At 72.2% G+C, this 19,891-nt stretch carries 16 protein-coding genes; 5 read left to right on the forward strand and 11 right to left on the reverse strand.

The window, feature by feature from the left end; translation table 11 throughout:
- The first annotated feature begins 139 nt into the window (after window positions 1-139).
- The 4 genes from nadE to asnB all read left to right on the forward strand — a co-directional run bounded on the left by nadE (window position 140) and on the right by asnB (window position 5,401).
- A complete protein-coding gene (gene nadE / locus WMF43_RS22590) occupies window positions 140-1,114 on the forward strand; it encodes an NAD(+) synthase (protein ID WP_437683198.1) in 975 nt (324 codons plus the stop codon).
- A gap of 392 nt (window positions 1,115-1,506) precedes the next feature.
- A complete protein-coding gene (locus tag WMF43_RS22595; RefSeq protein WP_437683199.1) occupies window positions 1,507-1,767 on the forward strand; it encodes an acyl carrier protein in 261 nt (86 codons plus the stop codon).
- Between the two features lie 21 nt (window positions 1,768-1,788).
- A complete protein-coding gene (locus tag WMF43_RS22600; protein WP_437683200.1) occupies window positions 1,789-3,387 on the forward strand; it encodes a class I adenylate-forming enzyme family protein in 1,599 nt (532 codons plus the stop codon).
- 1 nt (window position 3,388) lies between these two features.
- Window positions 3,389-5,401 carry an asparagine synthase (glutamine-hydrolyzing) gene (asnB, locus tag WMF43_RS22605; protein WP_437683201.1) on the forward strand — a complete coding sequence of 671 codons (2,013 nt, stop codon included), beginning with the start codon at window positions 3,389-3,391 and terminating at the stop codon, window positions 5,399-5,401.
- 62 nt (window positions 5,402-5,463) lie between these two features.
- Here asnB and WMF43_RS22610 read toward each other — a convergent pair whose 3' ends face one another.
- The 11 genes from WMF43_RS22610 to WMF43_RS22660 form a co-directional block, all read right to left on the reverse strand.
- On the reverse strand, window positions 5,464-6,681 hold the full coding sequence (locus WMF43_RS22610; protein WP_437683202.1) for a lipoprotein receptor: 1,218 nt from the start codon (window positions 6,679-6,681) through the stop codon (window positions 5,464-5,466).
- Window positions 6,681-7,655 (reverse strand): hypothetical protein, encoded by a 975-nt coding sequence (locus WMF43_RS22615; RefSeq protein WP_437683203.1) that lies wholly within the window; start codon window positions 7,653-7,655, stop codon window positions 6,681-6,683. The genes WMF43_RS22610 and WMF43_RS22615 overlap by 1 nt, the downstream gene beginning before the upstream one ends.
- A gap of 35 nt (window positions 7,656-7,690) precedes the next feature.
- Window positions 7,691-9,283 (reverse strand): serine/threonine-protein kinase, encoded by a 1,593-nt coding sequence (locus WMF43_RS22620; RefSeq protein ID WP_437683204.1) that lies wholly within the window; start codon window positions 9,281-9,283, stop codon window positions 7,691-7,693.
- 146 nt (window positions 9,284-9,429) lie between these two features.
- The gene (locus WMF43_RS22625) at window positions 9,430-10,851 is read right to left on the reverse strand and encodes a tetratricopeptide repeat protein (protein WP_437683205.1); all 1,422 of its coding nucleotides are present in this window, start codon (window positions 10,849-10,851) and stop codon (window positions 9,430-9,432) included.
- A gap of 86 nt (window positions 10,852-10,937) precedes the next feature.
- Entirely contained in the window at window positions 10,938-11,555 is a 618-nt protein-coding gene (locus WMF43_RS22630; protein WP_437683206.1) for a hypothetical protein, read from the reverse strand.
- Window positions 11,556-11,559: 4 nt separating this feature from the next.
- Entirely contained in the window at window positions 11,560-12,564 is a 1,005-nt protein-coding gene (locus WMF43_RS22635; RefSeq protein ID WP_437683207.1) for a collagen-like triple helix repeat-containing protein, read from the reverse strand.
- Between the two features lie 301 nt (window positions 12,565-12,865).
- Window positions 12,866-14,236 (reverse strand): M16 family metallopeptidase, encoded by a 1,371-nt coding sequence (locus WMF43_RS22640; protein WP_437683208.1) that lies wholly within the window; start codon window positions 14,234-14,236, stop codon window positions 12,866-12,868.
- On the reverse strand, window positions 14,233-15,681 hold the full coding sequence (locus WMF43_RS22645) for a M16 family metallopeptidase (RefSeq protein ID WP_437683209.1): 1,449 nt from the start codon (window positions 15,679-15,681) through the stop codon (window positions 14,233-14,235). Before WMF43_RS22645 ends, WMF43_RS22640 begins: the two co-directional genes overlap by 4 nt.
- Before the next feature lie 23 nt (window positions 15,682-15,704).
- Window positions 15,705-16,337 carry a hypothetical protein gene (locus WMF43_RS22650; RefSeq protein WP_437683210.1) on the reverse strand — a complete coding sequence of 211 codons (633 nt, stop codon included), beginning with the start codon at window positions 16,335-16,337 and terminating at the stop codon, window positions 15,705-15,707.
- Between the two features lie 99 nt (window positions 16,338-16,436).
- A complete protein-coding gene (gene lepA, locus WMF43_RS22655) occupies window positions 16,437-18,239 on the reverse strand; it encodes a translation elongation factor 4 (protein WP_437683211.1) in 1,803 nt (600 codons plus the stop codon).
- Window positions 18,240-18,545: 306 nt separating this feature from the next.
- Window positions 18,546-18,752: a ribbon-helix-helix domain-containing protein gene (locus WMF43_RS22660; protein ID WP_104981889.1), complete on the reverse strand. Its 207-nt coding sequence runs from the start codon at window positions 18,750-18,752 to the stop codon at window positions 18,546-18,548.
- A gap of 283 nt (window positions 18,753-19,035) precedes the next feature.
- On the opposite strand from WMF43_RS22660, the gene WMF43_RS22665 reads away from it, so the two are divergent.
- Window positions 19,036-19,890: a hypothetical protein gene (locus WMF43_RS22665; protein ID WP_437683212.1), complete on the forward strand. Its 855-nt coding sequence runs from the start codon at window positions 19,036-19,038 to the stop codon at window positions 19,888-19,890.
- Window position 19,891 lies beyond the last annotated feature (1 nt).

The following is a 19,891-nucleotide window of genomic DNA, read 5'->3' on the forward strand; positions in this document are numbered from 1 at the left end:
AAAGTCGAGAGGCTGCCCGCTCTTCGGGCGGCCTCGCGACGGCGACGACGTGAGGGGCAGGGCGCCCGCTGCGAACGGGGTTCCCTGGCGCGCCTCGTTTTAATAGGCTGGTCCATCTTTTCGAAAGGGTGAGCCAACCATGTTTTCGCGAGACGTCCTCAGGATCGATGCCCCGGCGGTAGCGCAAGAGATCGAGCAGGCCATCCGGGACCAGGTGTTCGGCAAGCTGCGGCGGCGCGGGGCCGTGGTCGGGATCTCGGGAGGGATCGACAGCTCCGTCGTCTCGACGCTCTGCGCCCGCGCCCTCGGCAAGGAGAAGGTGCTCGGCATCTTCATGCCCGAGCGCGACACCTCGGACGACGCGCTCCGGCTCGGCAAGCTGCTCGCCGAGCAGCTCGGCATCGAGGCGGTCATCGAGAACATCAAGCCCGCGCTGACCGGCCTGCGCTGCTACGAGCGGCAGGACGAGGCGATCCGGATGGTGTACCCGGACTACAACGAGAGCTGGAAGTTCAAGATCACGCTGCCCTCGATCCTCGAGAGCGACCGCCTGAACGTCTCGCAGCTGACGGCGCAGCCGCCCGGCGAGGAGCCGCGCGTGAAGCGGATGCCCCTGAACGCCTACCTGCAGCTCGTCGCGGCGACGAACTTCAAGCAGCGCATCCGCAAGATGATGGAGTACTACCACGCGGACAGGCTCAATTACGCCGTCGCCGGGACGCCGAACCTGCTCGAGTACGATCAGGGCTTCTTCGTGAAGCAGGGCGACGGCGCCGCGGATTTCAAGCCGATCGCGCACCTCTACAAGTCGCAGGTCTACGCGCTCGCCGAGTACATCGGCGTGCCCGCGGACATCCGCAAGCGCGCGCCGACGACCGACACGTTCTCGCTGCCGCAGGGACAGGACGAGTTCTACTTCGCGCTCCCCTACGACAAGATGGACCTCTGCCTCTACGCCTACAACAACAAGGTCCCGGCCGCGGAGACGGCTTCCGCCGTCGGCATCACGCCGGAGCAGGTCGAGCGCGTGTTCAAGGACATCGAGGCGAAGCGCCGGGTGGCCCAGTACCTCCACGCCCGGCCGCAGCTCGTCCGCGATCTGGACCACGCCTGATCCGCCGCGCCCTTCGCTGCGCGCGGCCCCGCCCTCGACGGCGCGCGGCCGCGCCGCGCGAGCGCCCTGGCGGAGGCGGCAGCCTCCGTTCGCCCACCTCGCCGGAAACCAGCCGGAAACATCGCGTGCGCGTGATCACGCGATCGCGGCACGCTGGCGAGACGTGAGATCGCACCAGGACGAAGACGACGTCGCAAGGGGATCGAGATCCCGAGTCGCGGCGCTCACCCAGCGGCGGCCCGACACGCAGCGACGCGCGGGCGAGCCGCGACGAACGCCAAACGCCAACCGCCAAACGACGACGAACGCTCCGCTAGAGCCGCGCTCGAGGGCGTCTCGCGTGCGCCCTCGACAGGAAAGGCTCCAGGGTGATAGACGTAGAGGCTAACTCCATGAGCAATTCGAGCATCGAATCGACCATTCGTAAGTTCCTGGTCACCTCGTTCGGATACAGGGGTGCCACCGCCGATCTGGGCGCCGAGGTCCCCCTGCTCGATCAGGGCATCCTGGATTCGACTGCCGTCCTCGAGATCGTCTCGTTCTTCGAGCAGGATCTCGGGATCCAGGTCGCCGATGAGGAGATGGTGCCGGAGAACTTCGGCTCGATCGCGCGGCTCGTGAGCTACGTCAACTCGAAGAAGAGCAGCAACTAGCCCGAGCACCCCGGGGGGCGCATGAGCACGCAGCACACCGCGCGTCGCGATCCGCGCTCGGATCGCTTCCTCATCGACTCGGCGCTGCGATCGTTCGCCGCTTCGCGCCCCGACCACGCCGCGCTCGTCGCCGAGGGGCGCCGGCTCACCTACCGCGAGCTCGACGCGCTCGCCGACCGCTGCGCCGCCCTCTTCCGCGAGGCGGGCGTGCAGCGCGGCGATCGCGCCATGATCGCCCTCGACAACGGCGTGGACGCGGTCGTCGCCTACTACGGCGCGCTCCGGGCCGACGCCGTGCCGTCGCTGCTCGGGACGGCGATGCGTCCGCGGCGCTTCGGCCAGGTGATGGAGCTCGCCGAGCCGCGCGTGCTCGTGGCGGCGCGCGGCATGCGCGACTGCCTCGCCGCCCTGGCCGAGCTGCCGCCCGGCGCGAGGCCGGCCGCGACGTTCCTGAGCGGGGCGGCGCCGCCCGCAGCCGCGGCCGCGCCGCCGCTGGACGGGCACGGGCGCGACTTCCAGGAGGCCCTCGCCAGCGCGCCCTCGGGGCCCCCCGAGCGCCGCGCGATCGAGCTGGACCTGGCGACGCTCTGCTGGACGAGCGGCAGCACGGGCGAGTCGAAGGGGGTCATGCTGACCCACCAGAACCTCCGCAACAGCACCGCCGCGATCGGCGCCTACCTCGAGCACACGGCGGACGACGTGATCCTCTGCGTGCTGCCGCTCTCGCACACCTACGGGCTCTTTCAGCTGCTCGTGACCCACGGCTTCGGCGGGACCGTCGTGCTCGAGAGGGGCTTCTCCATGCCCTGGCCGATCGTCCAGAAGATGGCCGAGGAGCGCGTCACCGGCTTCGCGGGCGTGCCGACGATCTTCGCGTCGATGCTCTCGCTCAAGAACTTCGCGAAGGCCGATCTCTCCGCGCTCCGGTACATGACGAACGCGGCGTACGGGCTCCCGGCGCCGCAGCTCCTGCGCCTGCGCGAGCTCCTGCCGAACGTCGCGTTCTACGCGATGTACGGCCAGACCGAGTGCACGCGCGTCTGTTACCTGCCGCCGTCCCTTTCGCTCGAGCGCCCCTCCTCCGTCGGCATCGCGATGCCGAACGAGGAGCTCTGGATCGAGCGGGAGGACGGCACGCGGGCGGAGCCGGGCGAGGTGGGCGAGCTCGTCGTCCGCGGGCCGAACGTGATGCGCGGCTACTTCCGGAACCCCGAGGCGACCGCGCGCGCGCTCCGGCCCGGGCCGCTGCCGGGCGAGGTGGTGCTCCACACGGGCGACCTCTTCAAGATGGATGAGGACCGGTACCTCTACTTCGTCGCCCGCAAGGACGACATCATCAAGACCCGCGGCGAGAAGGTGAGCCCGCTCGAGGTCGAGTCCGTGATCTGCAAGGTCCCGGGCGTCGTCGAGGCCGCGGTCGTCGGCGTGCCGGACCAGGTCCTCGGGGTCGCGGTGAAGGCCGCCGTCGTGAAGGCGCCCGACGCGGCGGTCACGGCCGACGACGTGCGCAAGAAGGTGCGGGCCGATCTCGACGAGGTCGCCGTGCCCAAGTTCGTCGAGTTCATGGAGTCGCTCCCCAAGACGGCGAGCGGCAAGGTCAAGAAGAGCGAGCTCATCTGATATGTGCGGTATCGCCGGCCTGATCAACCTACGCACCGAGGCGCCGACCCCCGACCGCGAGCTGGCCCTCAAGATGGCCCGCGCGCTCCGCCACCGCGGCCCTGACGGCTTCGGGATCTACCGCGACCAGCACGTCGCGCTGGCCCACGCGCGGCTGTCGATCATCGACCTCGACGGCGGCTGGCAGCCGATGGCCAACGCCGAGGAGACGCTCTGGGTCTGCTTCAACGGCGAGATCTTCAACTACATCGAGCTCCGCGAGGAGCTCACCGCGAAGGGCCACCGCTTCCGCACGAAGAGCGACACCGAGGCGCTGATCCACGCCTACGCCGAGTACGGCGAGGCGATGGTCGATCGGCTGAACGGCCAGTGGGCGTTCGTCCTCTGGGACGTGAAGCGGAGGCGCGCGTTCTTCTCGCGCGATCGCGTCGGCATCAACCCGCTCTTCTGGACCACCCACCGCGGCGTCCTCCGGTTCGCCAGCGAGGTGAAGGCGCTCTACCAGGACGCGACGATCCCGCGCGTCATCTCCCGCGACGGGCTCGACGAGGCGCTGACGTTCTGGGCGCCGGTCGCCCCGCTCACGCCCTACGAGCTCGTCTACCAGATCCCGCCGGGGGCCGTGGCGACGCTCGACCTCGATCGCGACACGGCGCCGCGCGTCTCGGTCCGCTTCCGCCCCGAGTTCCCGGTCGAGCGCGCGCCGCGTGGCGACGAGGCGCCGCTCGTCGCGGGCGTGCGCGAGGCGGTGCGCGGCGGCGCCACGATCCGGCTGCGCGCCGACGTCCCCGTGGGCAGCTACCTGAGCGGCGGGCTCGACTCGACGATCGTGGCGGCGCTGATCGCCTCGAACCGCGACGTCCCGCTGCGCACGTTCTCGGTCGAGTTCGCCGAGCGGGAGTTCGACGAGGCCGAGTACCAGCGCGCCGCGGTCGCGCACCTCGGCACGTCCCACGCCTCGATCCAGTGCGGCGACGCCGAGATCGCGCGCGTCTTCCCCGATGTCGTCTACCACGCCGAGGCGCCGCTCCTGCGCACCGCCCCGGCGCCGCTCTTCATCCTGGCGGGCCTCGTCCGGCAGAGCGGCTACCGCGTGGTGCTGACGGGCGAGGGCGCCGACGAGTTCTTCGCGGGATACGACATCTTCCGCGAGGACCGGGTCCGCCGCTTCTGGGCGCGCCACCCGGAGAGCAAGCGCCGGCCCCAGCTCCTCCTCCGGCTCTACCCGTACCTGCAGCGCTCGCCCGTCGCGCAGGTCGAGATGGCCAAGGCCTTCTTCGGCCGGAACCTCGCGCAGACGGACGACCCGTTCTACTCCCATCGCCCGCGGTGGGACGCGACGAGCCGCATCAAGCTGATGCTCGATCCCGCGATGCGCGAGGGCGTCGGCCAGAACGCCGCGGCCGATCGCCTGAGGGCGCAGCTGCCCGGCGACTTCATGCGCTGGACGCCGCTCGCGCGCGCGCAGTACCTGGAGATCACGACGCTGCTCTCCGGCTACCTGCTCTCCTCGCAGGGCGAGCGGATGATGATGGCGAACTCGGTCGAGGGCCGCTTCCCCTTCCTCGACCCCAACGTGATGGACGTGGCGGACGCGCTGCCGGACGCGCTGAAGCTCCGCACGCTCGACGAGAAGCACGTGCTGAAGCGCGCGATGGGCGACCTCTTGCCGCCCGGCGTCCTCCAGCGCAAGAAGCAGCCGTACCGCGCGCCGGTGGTGCAGCCGTTCTTCGGGAGCGGGACGCCCGACTACGTGGAGGCGTGCCTGTCGCCGGAGGCCATCAAGGACGCGGGCATCTGGCAGGCGCAGCCGGTCGCGTCGCTCGTCGCGAAGTGCCGCAAGACCGGCGGCAAGGCGATGAGCAACACCGACGACATGGCGTTCTGCGCGATCCTCTCCACGCAGCTCATCGCGCGCGATCTCATCCAGGGATCGCGCGTCGTCTCGGCGGCCGACGACACGTCGGGCCGGCTGGGCGTCGACGTCGACCGGGCGCGCGACGCCGCGGGCTGAGCGCGCTCGTCCGGCGCCGTCGAGGCGGCCCGGCGGGGCCGCCGTCTACCGGCGGCCGTGGCTCACTTCGGGCGCAGCTTCATCACGGAGCCGCGGTTGTTCTCGTTGACCCAGTACACGACGCCCTCGTGGAGCGCGATCCCGCGTGGCGCACCCCCTCCTCTGTACAGCTCCTCCTGGCGTTCGCTGCCGTTCTTCAACGCCCGTCGGACGCTACCGGCTCCCTGATCGGTCCAGTAGACGAAATCCTCGTCCACGGCGATGCCGTTGGGCTTCTGGTGCCGCTCCGGGTCGCTCGCATCATCGCCCCCGCCGATCCTGGTCGGCTGGCGGCGCTCGCTGCCGTCCTTCCGCGCCCTCATCACGCCGAGCTGCGGCGTGGCTTCGTTGAGGGTCCAGTAGACGTGGGTCTCGTCGACGGCGACGGCATACGGAAAGTGCTGGTCCTCCGCCACATCGATCGTCTCCTTGTCGCGCCGCGACGTCCTCTTCACCGCGCCGCGATCACGCCGATCGATCCAGTACAGGAACTCTGGATCGATCGCGATGAGGTGCGGCGATGTGCCGTCCTGACGGAGGAAGCGCTCGTCCGCACGGCCGTCGGGCATCGGGATCAGGCCGATCAGGTTCCCGTTGCCCGGCTCGCCGTTGACTGCGATGCGCTGCGCCCAGAACACCTCCTGGTCATCCGCTGCGATGCCGACGGTCTGGAACCCGAAGGAGCCGAGCGGCACCGGCTCCCTCTCGCTCTCGCCCGTGTGGTTGCCCCGCATGATCTGCTTCGCGTTGGTGTTGGACCAGAAGACGCCGTGCTTGTTGACGGCGATCCCGTACGGAGAGTTCTGCAGGGCGCCGATGATCGTGGGCTTTCCGCCGCGGACCGACACCTTCTGCACGCTGCCGTTCTCGTCGATGCCGGCCGTCCAGTAGACCTCGCCGTTGTAGACGACGAGGAAGTTCGCCCTGCTGAACCCGCGCGCGATCTCGGCGGCCCCGGTGCACTCGCCGTCAACGCACGACCCGCCGTCGAGGCACAACGTGCCGCAGGCGCCGCAGTTCTGCGCGTCCTCCAGCACGTTCACCGTGCACTCCGCGGGGTCGTCGCTGCAGCTCGTCATGCCGGCCGCGCACGACGAGGCCGCCCCCGTCGAGCCCTGGCCGCCGCCGCCCGCCGAGCCCGCGCCGCCGTCGCCGACGGTAAAGTCGCCGAGAAGGTTGGCGCATGCAGCAGCGGACGCTGCAAGGCCGAGCATCAAGCCAACCCCGATCGCGTTGCGCATCAGAACCTCCCCTCCGCCCCAGCGCAGCCGAGCCCGATCACGGGTGTGATGGTGATCCCGGCGCGCCGCGGCGACCTCGGCGCCGTGAGGAGGAGGAGCGCCCCCGCGCCGGTGGCCACGGCGCCGACCGCGAACCCGATGGTCGAGACGGTGCTCATCGCGTGGTAGCTGTCGACGTCGCCCTGGAGCGACGGCTCGCACCGGCCGCCGGGGCAGCGCCCCGAGAGGTCGCCGTGCTTCTTGATCGCGAGCACGCCGCTCACCGCGCCGGTCGCGAGGCCGACGCCGCCCAGCCCGAACGCCGCAATCGCCAGCGCGGTGCGGCCGCCGCCGGCGGCGACGGGGCCCCTGTCGGGCGGCGGCGGGAGCGGCGCCGCGGGCGGCGGCGGCGCGACCGGCTTGAGCTCCAGCACCACAGCCTCGCTCGCGCCCTCCGCCAGGGTCAACTTCACCTCGGCCGGCGCGAGCCCAGCGGCCGTCACGCGGATCGTGTGCTCGCCCGGATCCACCGGGCGCTTGACCCCGAGGGCCGCGCGCGGCACCGGCTCGCCGTCGATCGTGACGTCGGCGGCGCTCGATCCGCGCACCGTGATGAGCACCTGCGGGATGCGCGGCGCGAGCGCGTCGAGCTCCTTGTGAGCGGCGTCGATCGCCTGGAAGAACGGCTCGGGCGACCCTTCCGGCGCGCCCTCGCGGAGGATCCGGTTGTACGACTCCTGGGCCGCGATCCACCTTCCCATGCCGACCTGGGCGCGGGCGACGCCGAGCAGCAGCGTCGGCGCGTGGATGATGGCGTCCGCGCGGCCGAACCGATCGAGCGCGGCGGAGAAGTCCTTGCGATCCAGGGCCTCCTGGCCCTCGATGGCGAGCGAGCGCGCCGTCGCGCGGTCGGCGTCGGAGACCTGCGCCAGGGCGGCGGCTGGGGCGCAGGTCAACGCGAGCAGCAACGAAGCGATACCGAGTCGACGAGCCATACGAGCGAGTTTTTTTGACGTACCGCGGGTGAACTTCAGATGCCGAAGTCGGGGTGCTTGGGCTTGGTGCGCGCGGTGGGCGGCGGCGCCGGCGGGCGCGGCTTCACCGGACGGGGCCGCATGACGTTCGGGCGCATGTTGCTCGGGGCCGGCGTCGCCGGGAGCGCCGCCGCCGAGGCCGTCGGGGTCGCCGACGCGGCAGCGGAACCCGCCGCCGGCGGCTCCGGCGCGCTCCCGGGCGCCGCCCCCGAGGGAACCACCGCGGGCCCCCCCGGCGCGACGGGCGCGACAGGCGCCGAGGCCGCCATCTCCGGCTGCGAGAGCGGCCCGTGCTCGCCAGCGGAGCTCGCGCCGCGAAAGAAGAAGAACCCGGCCACGGCGACGACCGCGGCGCCCGCCGCCGCCGCCGCGATCACGCGCCCGACGCTCCGCCCCGGTCGCCGCGTCGGGGGAGACACGACCGAGACCAGCGCGGCGGCGGTGTTCAGGCGCGCCTGTCGGGGCGACATCGCGGACGCGCCCTCCGCGCCGACGGCGGAGGCGATCGTGTTGGGGATCGCCGAGAGCCGCTCGACCTCGCCGTCCGAGGCGACCAGCGTGGCCGCGTCGCCGAGCGAGGGCGCCGCCGGGCTCTCGGGTGCGGCTTCAACCGTCGCGGCCCCCTGCGACCGCGGGGCGAAGCCGAGCTCCCCCGAGATCCGGTCGCCCGGCGCGCGGAACGGGACGACGACGCTCGTCCGCGACTCGAAGCCGTCGCCCGCGAGGTCGAGGGCCACGGCGAGCGCGTCGCAGAACTCCTTCGCGCTCTGGAAGCGCGCCTCCGGCTCGCGCGACGCGGCGCGGGACCACCAGGCGTCGAAGCCGGACGGCACGGGGGCGATCTGCGACGGCACGGGCAGCGGGCGGACCATGATCTTGAGGAGCAGATCGCCGAACGCCGCGCTGTCGAACGGGAGGCGGCCGGTCAGGCACTCGAACACCACGACGGCGAGCGACCAGAGATCCGAGCGATGATCGATGCTCTTCGTCCCCTGCGCCTGCTCCGGGCTCATGTACGCGGGCGTCCCGAGCAGCGAGCCGGTCTTCGTGGTGGAGGCGACCCGCGGCGTGCTGTCCTTCGCGATCCCGAAGTCGAGCACCTTCGCGATCTCCCGGTCGTCGTCCCGGACGAGGAAGATGTTCGCGGGCTTGAGATCGCGGTGGACCAGGCCGGCCGCGTGCGCCCTCGTGAGGGCGCGCGCCACCTGCGCGGTGATCGCCATCGTGTCGTGCGGGTCGAGCCGCCCGACGCGCTGGATGCGCGTCTCGAGGTCCTCCCCCTCGAGGTACTCCATCGCGATGTACGGCGCGCCCTGCCACACGCCGTGATCGAGGATCTGCACGACGTGCGGGCTGCGGATCTGCGCCGCGACCTTGGCCTCTCGCTCGAAGCGGAGCCGCACCTCCTGGGAGACGCCCTGCGCGTGCATGAACTTGATCGCGCAGGGGATGTCGAGGCCGATGTGCTGGGCGAGCCACACCGAGCCCATCCCGCCTTGCCTTAGCGGACGCGTCAGGCGAAAGCGATCGGCAACGGTGGTCCCCGCGGCGGGTGTCACACACAGCCTCCCAGACCTTCGGAATACCACAGGAAGCCGTCCAGGGTCACGTTCGCGTCACGCAAAAATGAGCGGCCGAACCGCGGGATCTCGCGCTGCGCTGCCCCACGACCCAGGCCAGGCCGCGCGCGGTCTGCGCTGGTCTGCGCTGGCCTCGCTCCGTCCCCGACCGCTCGCTAGCGTGCCCCCGAGCTCGCGGCGGCGTCCTGCGGCGCCGATCGACGTGACGCGTCGGGCGCCTCGGGCGCACGTGGGACACGCGGCGCGCCGGACCGGGACGGCAGCGCTCCGCCGCCGGCCGCGGCGCCGAGCGGCGTGCCCGTCGCCTGCGCGAGCTGCCCGCCGCGCGGATCTTCCGGGAAGCCGTCGAGGAACTTGCGCACGTGGTGGCGAGACTCCTCGACGACGCCCGCGCGGAAGGTCAGGAGCGCGACGTTGTAACGCGCGTCGGCGTTCCTGGGATCGGCCTTGAGGGCGGCGAGGTAGCCCTGGCGCGCACCGTTGTAGTCGCCGCGCTTGTCCGCGATGAGCGCGAGGTTGTAGAGCGCCTCGGCGTCCGCGGGATCTTGCTTGACGAGCGGCGCGAGGCGCGCCGTCGCGCCCTCGAGGTCCCCGGCCAGGATCGCGAGCGCCCCCGCGAGGAGCTGCGCCTGCCGCCCAGCGCCAGCGGCGATCGCGCGCTCCGCCTCCTCCCTGGCCTCGGCGAGGCGGCCCGCGCGCTCGAGCGCGAGCGCGAGCGCATAGCGGAGCCGCGACGGATCACCTCCCTCCGCCAGCGCGGCCCTCGCCTCGGCCTCCGCCCGCTCGGCGCGGCCGGCGACGGCGAGCGCCTCGGCCAGCGCGGCGCGCGCGCCCTTCTGCTCGGGGCACCGCGCGTGCGCCGCCTCGGCGTCGCGGAGGGCGGCATCGGCCTTTCGCGCGCGCAGCCTGGCCTCGGCGCGCAGCGCGAGGCAGGCGCACGTGGCGGGCGCGGCGGCGGCGGCGGGCGCGGCGAGCGGGTGCATCTTCAGGCAACGCGCGGCGGCGCCCTCGAGCTCGTCGGGCTTGCTCCGATCGAGGAGCGGCCGCGTGAGCTCGTCGACGGCGCGCAGGTGCGCCCCGTCCCGGCGCAGCGCCTCCCACCACATCCGCTCGGGCGATCCGAGCAGGGACGCCGCCCCGAGCAGCTGGACGGACCCGAGTCCGACCACGGCGACCGCGGCCCCCATGCGCCGGTGCTTGAAGCTCGATCCGAGCCAGTGCTCGGCCGCGGCCGCGGCGAGCGTCGCGAGCGCCGCCCACAGCGGCACGCCCACGAGCGCCGCGCCCTGCGCGAGCGGCGCGCGCGGCCCGCGGTAATAGAGCGCCGCCGCGAGCGACACGGCGATGGCGAGCCACAGGAGCGCCGCGCCGTTCCTGGCGAGCCGCGTCTCGAGGTGCGCGGCGAACCACGCCGAGAGGCCGAGCGCCGCGGCCAGCGCGGCCGCCGACAGCGATCCCGCGAGGGCGAGCGCAGGCGGCGGCAGCGGCTCGGGCGAGAGCCACGTGGGCGCGACCGCGAGGACGAGCAGGTGCAGCGCGCGGATCAGGAGCAGGGCGAGCTCGGCAAGCCAGGCCACGGGGTGAACTTAGCCCAGCGCCGATCGCGGACCAAACGCCGGCCGCCGGGCAGGGACGCGGCGCGGCCTTCGCGGCGCGGGCGCGCTCACGGCAGGATCACCTCGAGCTCGACGGCGGCGCGCATCCCGGGCGGCGGCACGTTGATCCCGAGCGGGATCATCCGGAGGCACTGCGCCACGTCGGATCGCTCCATGCCTCGGACCTCGCTGATGCCGCGGGCGACCTCTTTCCCGGACTCGTCGAAGGACATGCTGAAGATGTATTTTGCGCGCGCCGGCTCCGCCCTCTTCTTGAGCGACGGCGCCCAGCACGACCTCACGAAATCCGACCGCCGCGCCTCGAGCGCCCTCGCGGCGTCCTCCGCGACGCGGCCGTAGCGCTCGCTGGGCAGCGACGGCAACGCGAAAGCCGCCGCCGATCGTGGAGGCGGCGCCGTCGGCTCTGCCCCTGCGAGCGCGGGTGAGGCCTCCGCGACCGCCGGCGAAGCTTCCATGCCCGCCGGCGAGGCTCCCGCGAGCGCAGGTGAGGCCTCCGCGCGGGACGACGTCGGCGCGGGCGAATGCGCTGGACGCTGAAGCCCGAAGTAGAGGCCCGCCGCGATGATGACGCTGCCGAGCAGGATCGCCGCGGGGGTCATCAGCTCCTTCTGCATGGTGGAGATCCCGGTGGCGGGCGCCGCGCGCGCGACGCCCCGTACAGACACGACGTTACTCCATGACGACGAGCGCGGAGGTGTAGGAATAGTCGTTGTTGGTCCAGAAGGCGCTCGCGGAGCTTCCGCAGAGCCCCACGTTGTACTGACCGGGAGGCAGCGAGAGCACGGCGCTGAGCCCCATGCTGATGCTGGTGTTCGCCGGGACGCGGAGCGCGTAGATGCCGGTCCCCGCCTCGGTGATGTCCCCTGACGGCGCCATCTGCTGGGAGCAGATCCACAAGAAGAGCTCGTCCGCAGGGGACGCTCCGGCGCCGAGCACCTTGTTGGACACGACGAGGACGCGCTGCCCCGGCCCGGTCACGCTCACGGTGGCCGGCGCCGCGAGGAACTTCAGCGTGGTCCCGGGATCGTTGCCCCTGCCGGAGACCGAGGTGCTCGCGAGCACACCCGAGGGTCCGGGTGGACCGGCCGAGCCCGGCTCCCCGGCCGGCCCCGGCGCCCCCTGCGGCCCTGCTTCGCCGGGCGGTCCCACCGGTCCGATCGGCCCCGCCGGGCCGGGGGGGCCCGCCGGGCCGGGCGCTCCCTGCAGGCCGACCGGCGCGCCGACCCAGACCCCGCTGCTGTCGATGACGAGGCGCCCGCCGACGGAGACCGACCTCGGGGTGATGTCGCCGTCGACGTTGCCGGCCTGGAGCGCGTAAGGAACGCTCGCCACCCTGGCCCGCGGGACCATCTCGGGATCGTCCTCCACGGTGATCCCGAGGTAGCGCGCGGCGCCGTCGAAGACGGGCTCGTCGAGGGGCGAGAGCTCCCCGAGATCGACGGAGAAGTACCCGTCGTCGAACGTGATGGTGTGGACCTCGCTCCAGACGGGGACGGCCGCGGATCGGGTGTCGTAGAGCGCGAACGCCACGTCGAGCGTGCCGTCGATGGGCTGGTCTTCCGCGTCGAACAGGCGCCCCTGATGGGTGATCGTGCCGGGGACCGCCGCCGCGGCCGGCCCGGAGAGCGCGGCCGCCGCGGCGACCATCGGCGCCAGGATCGTTCGTGTCTTCATCGCAAGCTCCCGTCGTTCGCTCCCGCGCGCCGCGCCAGAAAGCGCGGCGAAGCGCGCCCGCGCGCCGCCCGCGGAACGATCGCGGCCAGAGGCGCCGTGGATCCCCGAGCGGAGCGCGAGCCCTGCTTCGCGTCGCGAAGGAGCAGCGCCTTCGATGCCGGCCCGCCGCCGACGTTGCGGCCGCGCCGCCGTCCTGCGCCTCGCTCGGCCCGCGCGCGGGCGAGGCCGCTCCGGCGCGCGGCGAGAGCGTCCGCGACGTGGCGCGCTCCCCGCGGCGCGCTCCCCGGGCGCGGCGTCCTGGCTACTCGAGGTCGTGCGGCTCGACCTTCACGTCGGAGAGCCGCGGGATCGCCTTGGCGATCGCCTCGCCGATCTCCGCGTGTGTCCCGACCACGCCGATCACGAGATCGTCCTCCGAGATCCGGCGCCGCAGCGCGGCGTTGGCGTCCTCGAGCGTGACCGCCTCGACCCGCTTCAGGTAGGTGTCGTGGTACCCCTCGGGCAGGTCGTACACGATCTCCTCCAGCTTCTGGTGCACGCGCTTCCGCGCGGTGTCGACCTCGAACGCGTGGGAGCGGACGAGGTAGCTCTTCACGAACGCGAGCTCGTCCTCGGTGATCCCGTCGCGCCGCAGCGCCTCGAGCAGATCGAGCTCGAGCGCGAGGCAGGCGGGCGCGTCCTGCGCCGCGGGCGCGGTCCACATCGTGAAGGCGTCGCGGTGCCGATCGAAGCCCACGCGCGACGAGGCGCCGTAGGACCAGCCGCGCTTCGCGCGCACCTCCTGCATGAGCCGCGAGGAGAAGGTGCCGCCGAAGGCGGTGTTCGCGACGACGAGCGCCATGTGGTCGGGGTCGTGGGCGTCGGTGCCGAGTCCGCCGATGACCATCTGCGTCTGGGTCCGCTCGGGCTTGTCGACGAACACGAGGCATCGCCCCCGCCCCCCCTCGGGCGGCGTCACGGGATCCGGGATCACCTCCCCCTCGGGGAGGCCCGCCAGCAGGCGATCCGCGATGGCCTCCGCCTGGCCGGGCTCGACGTCGCCCGAGATGGCCACGATCGCGTTGCGCCGGGTGTAGTGCCGCGCATAGAAGGCCGCGACCTCGTCCCGCGTGATCGCCCGCAGCGTCGGGATGGTGCCGGCGATGCGGCGGCCGTAGGGGTGGCCCGCGAACAGGGTCCGCCGGAAGGCGCGGCTGCAGAGCGAGCGGTCGCTGTCGCGCGCCTCGATCAGCTCGGCCTCGGCCTCGCGCAGGAGCCGCGCGAGCTCGGGCGGCGAGAACGTCGGCCGCGCGAGCAACGTCGCCCCGAGGTCGAGGAAGCGATCCAGCGACCGCTTGATCACCTCGAAGTGCACCGTCGTCGCGCTGGTCGCCACGTCCGCGCCGAACTCCCCCCCGAGCCCGTCGATCGTCTCCTCGATCTCGTTGGCGCTGTACCCCTCGGCGCCGCGGCGGAGCATGCGCGCCGTGATCCGGGCGAGCCCCTCGCGCCCGACCGGGTCGTGCGCCGAGCCGGAGCGGAACGCGACCATGATGCTGACCAGGGGGAGCGCGTGGCTCGTCTCCACGAGCACCGTCGCGCCGCGCGACGCCGCACGCCCGCCTGGCGCTCCCCTTCCCTGCCCCTGCCCCTCGGCGCCCCAGGCGAGGGCGCCCTCCACGATCTGGCTCACGATGCCTCCTCGCTGTCCCCGTCCGTCTCGGCCGCGTCGTCGTCGTCATCGCTCGATCCGTCCGGGATCACGTAGACCGCGGTCCGCGCCGAGCTGACGAGGTAGCGCCGCGCCACCCGCAAGAGGTCCCCCACGGTCACCCGCCGGTAGGCGGCGAGCCGCTCGAACAGGGCCGCGGGATCGCCGAGCACCGTCTCGTAGAAGCCGATCTGCTCGGCCTTTCCGGCCACGGTCTCGAGCCCCTGCAGGACCGAGAGCTCGGTGCGCGCCTTCGCCCGGTCGAGCTCCGCCTCGGTGACGGGGGCGCGCCGGACCGCCTCGAGGATCGGCTCGAGGGCCGCGAGCAGCTCCTCGCCGGTGTGGTGGCCGCGCGCCGAAAGGTAGATGTCGTAGAGCGCGGGGTCGCGGAACGAGCCCACCCAGCCGCGGACCTCGCTCGCGATCTCCTGCTCCTGCACGAGCGCGCGGTGCACGCGCGACGACCGCCCGGAGAAGAGGATCTCGTTCAGCAGCGAGAGGGGCGCGTGATCGAAGTCCCCGAGCGCCGGCGAGCGGTAGCCGATCGCGACCTTGTGGGTCGCCGTCGGCTTCGACACCTCGAGCCGGCGCTCCTCCGTCTGCGGCGGCTCGGGCGACACGTCCTCGACCGGGATCTTCGACGGCTCCTGGGCGCCGTAGTGGTCCTGCACCAGCCCGAGCGCCCGGTCGAGCGCGACGTCGCCCACGAGGACGAGCGCCGCGTTGTTCGGGGCGTAGTACGTCCGGTAGAAGTCGACGCAGTCCTCGGTCGTGAAGCCCTTGATGTCCTCCATCCAGCCGATGGTCGGCCACCCGTAGGCGTGCTTGCGGAATGCCTCCTTGTAGAGCAGCTCGCTGACCGATCCGTCGATGTCGTCGTCGACCCGCTGCCTCCGCTCGTTCGCGACGACCTCTTTCTCGCTCGACACCTGGGGGTCGCGGAGGACGAGCCGTGCCATGCGCTGCGCCTCGAGCTTCAGGGTGAGCTCGAGCGCGTCCTTCGGCAGGTTCGTGTGGTAGTAGGTCCAGTCGAGGAACGTCGCCGCGTTCGTCTCGGCGCCGGCCTCCTCGAGCATCCGATCGAACGCGCCGTGCGGGACGCCCTCGGTCTCGCCGAACATGAGGTGCTCGAAGAGGTGGGCGATGCCGGTCTTGCCCACGCGCTCGTGGCGCGAGCCGACGCCGAACCACGTCTGGAGGCAGACGACGGGCGCCGACGGGTCGACGAGCACGAGCACCGTGAGCCCGTTCCCGAGGACGAAGCGCTCGACGCGCATGGCGGGGCCGAACGGGATGCTGGCGTCGTGGCTCAGCCGCGCGAGCGGCGGGCGCTCACGGTTCAGCGCCGCGAGCAGCTCGTCGATCGGATCCGTTCGGGGGGGCGCGTTCACGGCGCCCCCTGGCGAGTAGGCAAGCGTCTCCTGCATGGCAGGGGCAGCCCATACCACGCTCAGCGCCTCGGCGCTGCGTGGCACAGGACGTCGCTCGGATCCCGCGTCGCCTGGTGGCACTCCCACCGGTCGTCGCGGCAGGAGACGACCAGGATCCCCGCGTCGTACGCCTCCTTGAGCGACGAGCCTGCCCGCTGGGCGAGCAGGTTGGCCGGCGTCCGCTCGGTGCACCCCTTGCCCATGTTCACCTCGATCTTCCGGTTGCCCTTGGCGGCCTTCACCGGATCGGGCGGGGTCTTGCCCTTGTCCGCGGTGCGCGCCGCCGCGGCGAGCTTCGGCACGATCGCCTCGAGGTACCCCTTGTCGACGAGCGGATCGGTCGGCTGCGGCGACACCATGGCGAGCGTGTACTGGATCGCCATCATCTGCTGCTCCGGCGGGGCGCTCGGCTGGATCGGCCCGCTCGACCCGAGCGGCACCGGCCGCGGCGGCATCTCCCGCTTGGGCGGCGCGGCGGCGGGGGTCTCGGCGGCGCTCGGCGCCGGCGCCGCGCTCGCGGCGGCCTGGGGCGCGATCGCGGAGGCGGCGGCTCCCGGCGCCTCGGCGCGCGGGTCGTCGCAGGCGGCGACGGCGAGGGCGATGGAAAGGCGCGCCGCGCGGAGGGCGCGCGGGCGGACGGGCGCGGGGTGCATGTGCGCCTTATACGGGCGGCGGGCGCGCGCCGCCAAGCCCGCGGCGACGCGCCGCCCGACGCCGTCCCCGCCGGGAGGGCGACCGCGGGCCCGCCGGCCTCAGTCGATCTTCAGGATCGCGAGGAAGGCCTCCTGCGGGATCTCGACGCTTCCGACCATCTTCATCCGCTTCTTGCCCTCCTTCTGCTTCTCGAGGAGCTTGCGCTTGCGGCTGATGTCGCCGCCGTAGCACTTGGCGGTCACGTCCTTGCGCATCGCCTTCACCGTCGTCCGCGCGATGACCTTACTCCCGATCGCGGCCTGGATGGCGACCTCGTACTGCTGGCGGGGCACGATGTCCTTGAGCTTCACGGCGAGGTCCCGGCCCCGGGCGTAGGCCTTGTCCCGGTGCACGATGACGCTCAGGGCGTCGAGCGGGTCGCCGTTCACGAGCATGTCCAGCTTGATGAGGTCGTCGGCCCGGTACCCGATGAGCTCGTAATCCATCGACGCGTAGCCGCGCGACACGCTCTTCAGCTTGTCGTGGAAGTCGAAGAGCACCTCGCTGAGGGGCATGTCGTAGGTGATGATCACGCGGTCGGACGAGGCGTACTGGATCGACTTCTGCTCCCCGCGCCGCTCCTGGCACAGCGCGAGCACGGCGCCGACGTACGCCGACGGCACGTGCACCGTCATCCGGAAGATCGGCTCCTCGATGCGGTCGAGGAGGTTCGGCGGCGGGAGCTTCGCCGGGTTCTCGATCGTCTTCATCGAGCCGTCGTTCAGGTAGCAGTGGTAAACGACGCTCGGCGCGGTCGTGATGAGGTCGAGGTTGTACTCGCGCTCGAGCCGCTCCTGGATGATCTCCATGTGGAGCAGGCCCAGGAAGCCGCACCGGAAGCCGAACCCGAGCGCCTCGGACGTGTCGGGCTCGAAGACGAACGCCGCGTCGTTCATGTGGAGCTTCGACAGGGCGTCGCGGAGGTCCTCGTACTGGGCCGAGTCCGTCGGGAAGATCCCGGCGAAGACCATCGGCTTCACCTCCTTGAAGCCCGGCAGCGGCGTCGTCGCCGGGTGGACCGCGTCGGTCACGGTGTCGCCGATCTTCGTGTCGACCACGCTCTTGATGTTGCCGACGAGGAAGCCGACCTCCCCGGGCCCGAGCTCGGTGATCGCGGTCGCGTGGGGCGTGAACACGCCCATCTCCGTGATCTCGTAGTCGCGGCCGGTCGCCATGAAGCGCACCTTCTGCCCCTTGCGGAGGACGCCGTCGACGACGCGCACCATCACGACCGCGCCGCGGTAGCTGTCGTACCAGCTGTCGAAGATGAGCGCGCGCGGGGCCGCGTTGAGGTCGCCCTTCGGCGCCGGGATCCGCTCGACCACCGCCTCGAGGATCTCGGCGATGCCGATCCCCGTCTTGGCGCTGGCGGGGATGGCCCCGGAGCAGTCGAGGCCGATGACGTCCTCGATCTCGCGCGTCGTCCGCTCGACGTCGGCCGAGGGGAGGTCGATCTTGTTGAGGACCGGGAGGATCGCGAGGTTGTTGTCGAGCGCGAGGAAGACGTTCGCGAGCGTCTGCGCCTCGACGCCCTGGGTGGCGTCGACGACGAGCAGCGCGCCCTCGCAGGCCTGGAGGCTGCGCGAGACCTCGTAGTTGAAGTCGACGTGCCCCGGCGTGTCGATGAGGTGCAGCCGGTACGCTTGCCCGTCCTTCGCCGTGTAGTCGAGCCGCACGGTCTGGGCCTTGATCGTGATCCCCCGCTCGCGCTCGATGTCCATCTTGTCGAGGAACTGCTCCTTCTGCTCGCGGGCGGTGAGCGCCCCGGTCGCGTCGAGGATGCGGTCGGCGAGCGTGGACTTGCCGTGGTCGATGTGCGCGATGATCGAGAAGTTGCGGATGAGCTTGGAATCTACAGGCATAACGAGCTTCGGGGCGCGGCGCCCTGACCATCGGTTAGCGGAGCGGCCGCCAGCGCGCGGCCTCGACCGGAATGCGAAGAAGCGGACCCGAGGGCCGCGCCCCCTCGCGGGAGCGGACCCTGGCGCGCGGCTGCGCGAGCGCCGCGGGAACATTGGTGCACCCCGGCGGCCTTGCTCCTAGCGCGAGCGGCCCCGCGAAGCTATCCGCCCGGTTCGCGACGCCGTCCACCCAAGGCACGGGCCGCCCGGCTTCTTGCGGGCGCGCGCTCTCGCGCGCTCTGGGGCTCGCCGGCGGCGGTCCCCGGGTCACTTCTTCGGAGGAGGCGGGGGCACCGAGGGGGGCTCCAGGGACATCTGCCCTGGCAGCACGTGCTCGTAATGCTTGAGAACCATGTCGATCCCCTCGCGGATGTAGACCGCGATCGGGACCTTGGTGCGTTCGTGCAGCATCTTCAGCCGCTCCGCCTGCTCGGGCGTGATGTAGATGGTCGTCGAGACTTTCTTCCGTGACATGTCACGCCCGGGAGGGTAACCCGCCAGCCTCGAAGGGACCGACTGACAAGACGTTACCCTAGATGCCGGTACGTATGATGTCAATCGGAATGGCGCTGGCGCTCGCGTGGTGCTCCAGGGAGGGGCGAGCCGGCCGGGGAGTCGCACCCTGTGGGCACCAACTTGAAGTACGCACGGACGGCGGTCTAGACTGCCGCCCCAAGCTGGTCCGTGTCGGGACGGCTCACCCGCCCGCATGGAGCTTCTGCCCCGAAAGTCCCGGGCACGCCGGAGGAATCTCTCGATGACGCGATTCCCGCTCACCTGGCCGTCGCCCAGGTGGTTGCTCGTGACCTTGATGACCGTCGCTGCCGCCTCGTGCGGGTCGTCGACGCCGCCGCCATCGACGGCCCAGAAGAGCCCCACCGGCGAGCGCGACACGACCATCGTCCACGAGCCCTGCGAGAAGGACTCTGCCGCTGCGCAGAAGGTCGACGTGAACGGCGACCGGGTGCCCGACATCATTCACGTGAAGAAGGATGGGCGGGAGGTGTGCCGGGTGGTCGACCTGAACCTCGACGGCGCGATCGACGCCTTCATCTACTACGACGCGCAGGGCGTCGAGCGCCGTCGCGAGTCGGACTTCGACCGCGACGGGCGCGCCGACGAGATCGCGCATTTCGAGCGCGGCGAGGTCGTGATGAAGGAGCGCGAGACCAACTTCGACGACAAGATCGACACCTGGGACTACTACGAGGGGCAACGCCTCGCGCGGCGCGAGCGCGACACGGACGGCGACCGGATCATCGATCAGTGGTGGCAGTTCAACAACCCCACGGACGCGCGGTGCGCGATCGTGTCGGCGGATCAGAACGCCGACGGAAAGCCCGACCCCAGCAGCGTGGTGGATCTCTGCGCCGAGTCGTACGGCGCGCCCAAGGCGGCCACCCCCCCGCCCGGCAGCGCGGCGCCTCCCGCGGGTGCCGCGCCGGGCGCTGGGCAGCCGGCGGCCACGGGCGCTGGGCCGAACGCCGCGGCCCCCGCGGCGACCACGTCCGGCGCCGCCCCGGCGGCGACCGCCGCGCCGGCGGGGTCGGGGTCCGCGAACGCCGCCAGCCCGCCGGCCGCCAGCCCGCCGGCCGCCAGGAAGGGACCATGAC

Source organism: Sorangium sp. So ce131 (assembly GCF_051519095.1).
Taxonomy (GTDB): domain Bacteria; phylum Myxococcota_A; class Polyangia; order Polyangiales; family Polyangiaceae; genus Sorangium.

Bases quoted from the DNA above. Each gene is read 5' to 3' on its own strand.
- nadE (WP_437683198.1), top strand. From the start codon at position 140: ATGTTTTCGCGAGACGTCCTCAGGATCGATGCCCCGGCGGTAGCGCAA.
- WMF43_RS22595 (WP_437683199.1), top strand. From the start codon at position 1,507: ATGAGCAATTCGAGCATCGAATCGACCATTCGTAAGTTCCTGGTCACC.
- WMF43_RS22600 (WP_437683200.1), top strand. From the start codon at position 1,789: ATGAGCACGCAGCACACCGCGCGTCGCGATCCGCGCTCGGATCGCTTC.
- asnB (WP_437683201.1), top strand. From the start codon at position 3,389: ATGTGCGGTATCGCCGGCCTGATCAACCTACGCACCGAGGCGCCGACC.
- WMF43_RS22610 (WP_437683202.1), bottom strand. From the start codon at position 6,681: ATGCGCAACGCGATCGGGGTTGGCTTGATGCTCGGCCTTGCAGCGTCC.
- WMF43_RS22615 (WP_437683203.1), bottom strand. From the start codon at position 7,655: ATGGCTCGTCGACTCGGTATCGCTTCGTTGCTGCTCGCGTTGACCTGC.
- WMF43_RS22635 (WP_437683207.1), bottom strand. From the start codon at position 12,564: ATGAAGACACGAACGATCCTGGCGCCGATGGTCGCCGCGGCGGCCGCG.
- WMF43_RS22645 (WP_437683209.1), bottom strand. From the start codon at position 15,681: ATGCAGGAGACGCTTGCCTACTCGCCAGGGGGCGCCGTGAACGCGCCC.
- WMF43_RS22650 (WP_437683210.1), bottom strand. From the start codon at position 16,337: ATGCACCCCGCGCCCGTCCGCCCGCGCGCCCTCCGCGCGGCGCGCCTT.
- lepA (WP_437683211.1), bottom strand. From the start codon at position 18,239: ATGCCTGTAGATTCCAAGCTCATCCGCAACTTCTCGATCATCGCGCAC.
- WMF43_RS22660 (WP_104981889.1), bottom strand. From the start codon at position 18,752: ATGTCACGGAAGAAAGTCTCGACGACCATCTACATCACGCCCGAGCAG.
- WMF43_RS22665 (WP_437683212.1), top strand. From the start codon at position 19,036: ATGACGCGATTCCCGCTCACCTGGCCGTCGCCCAGGTGGTTGCTCGTG.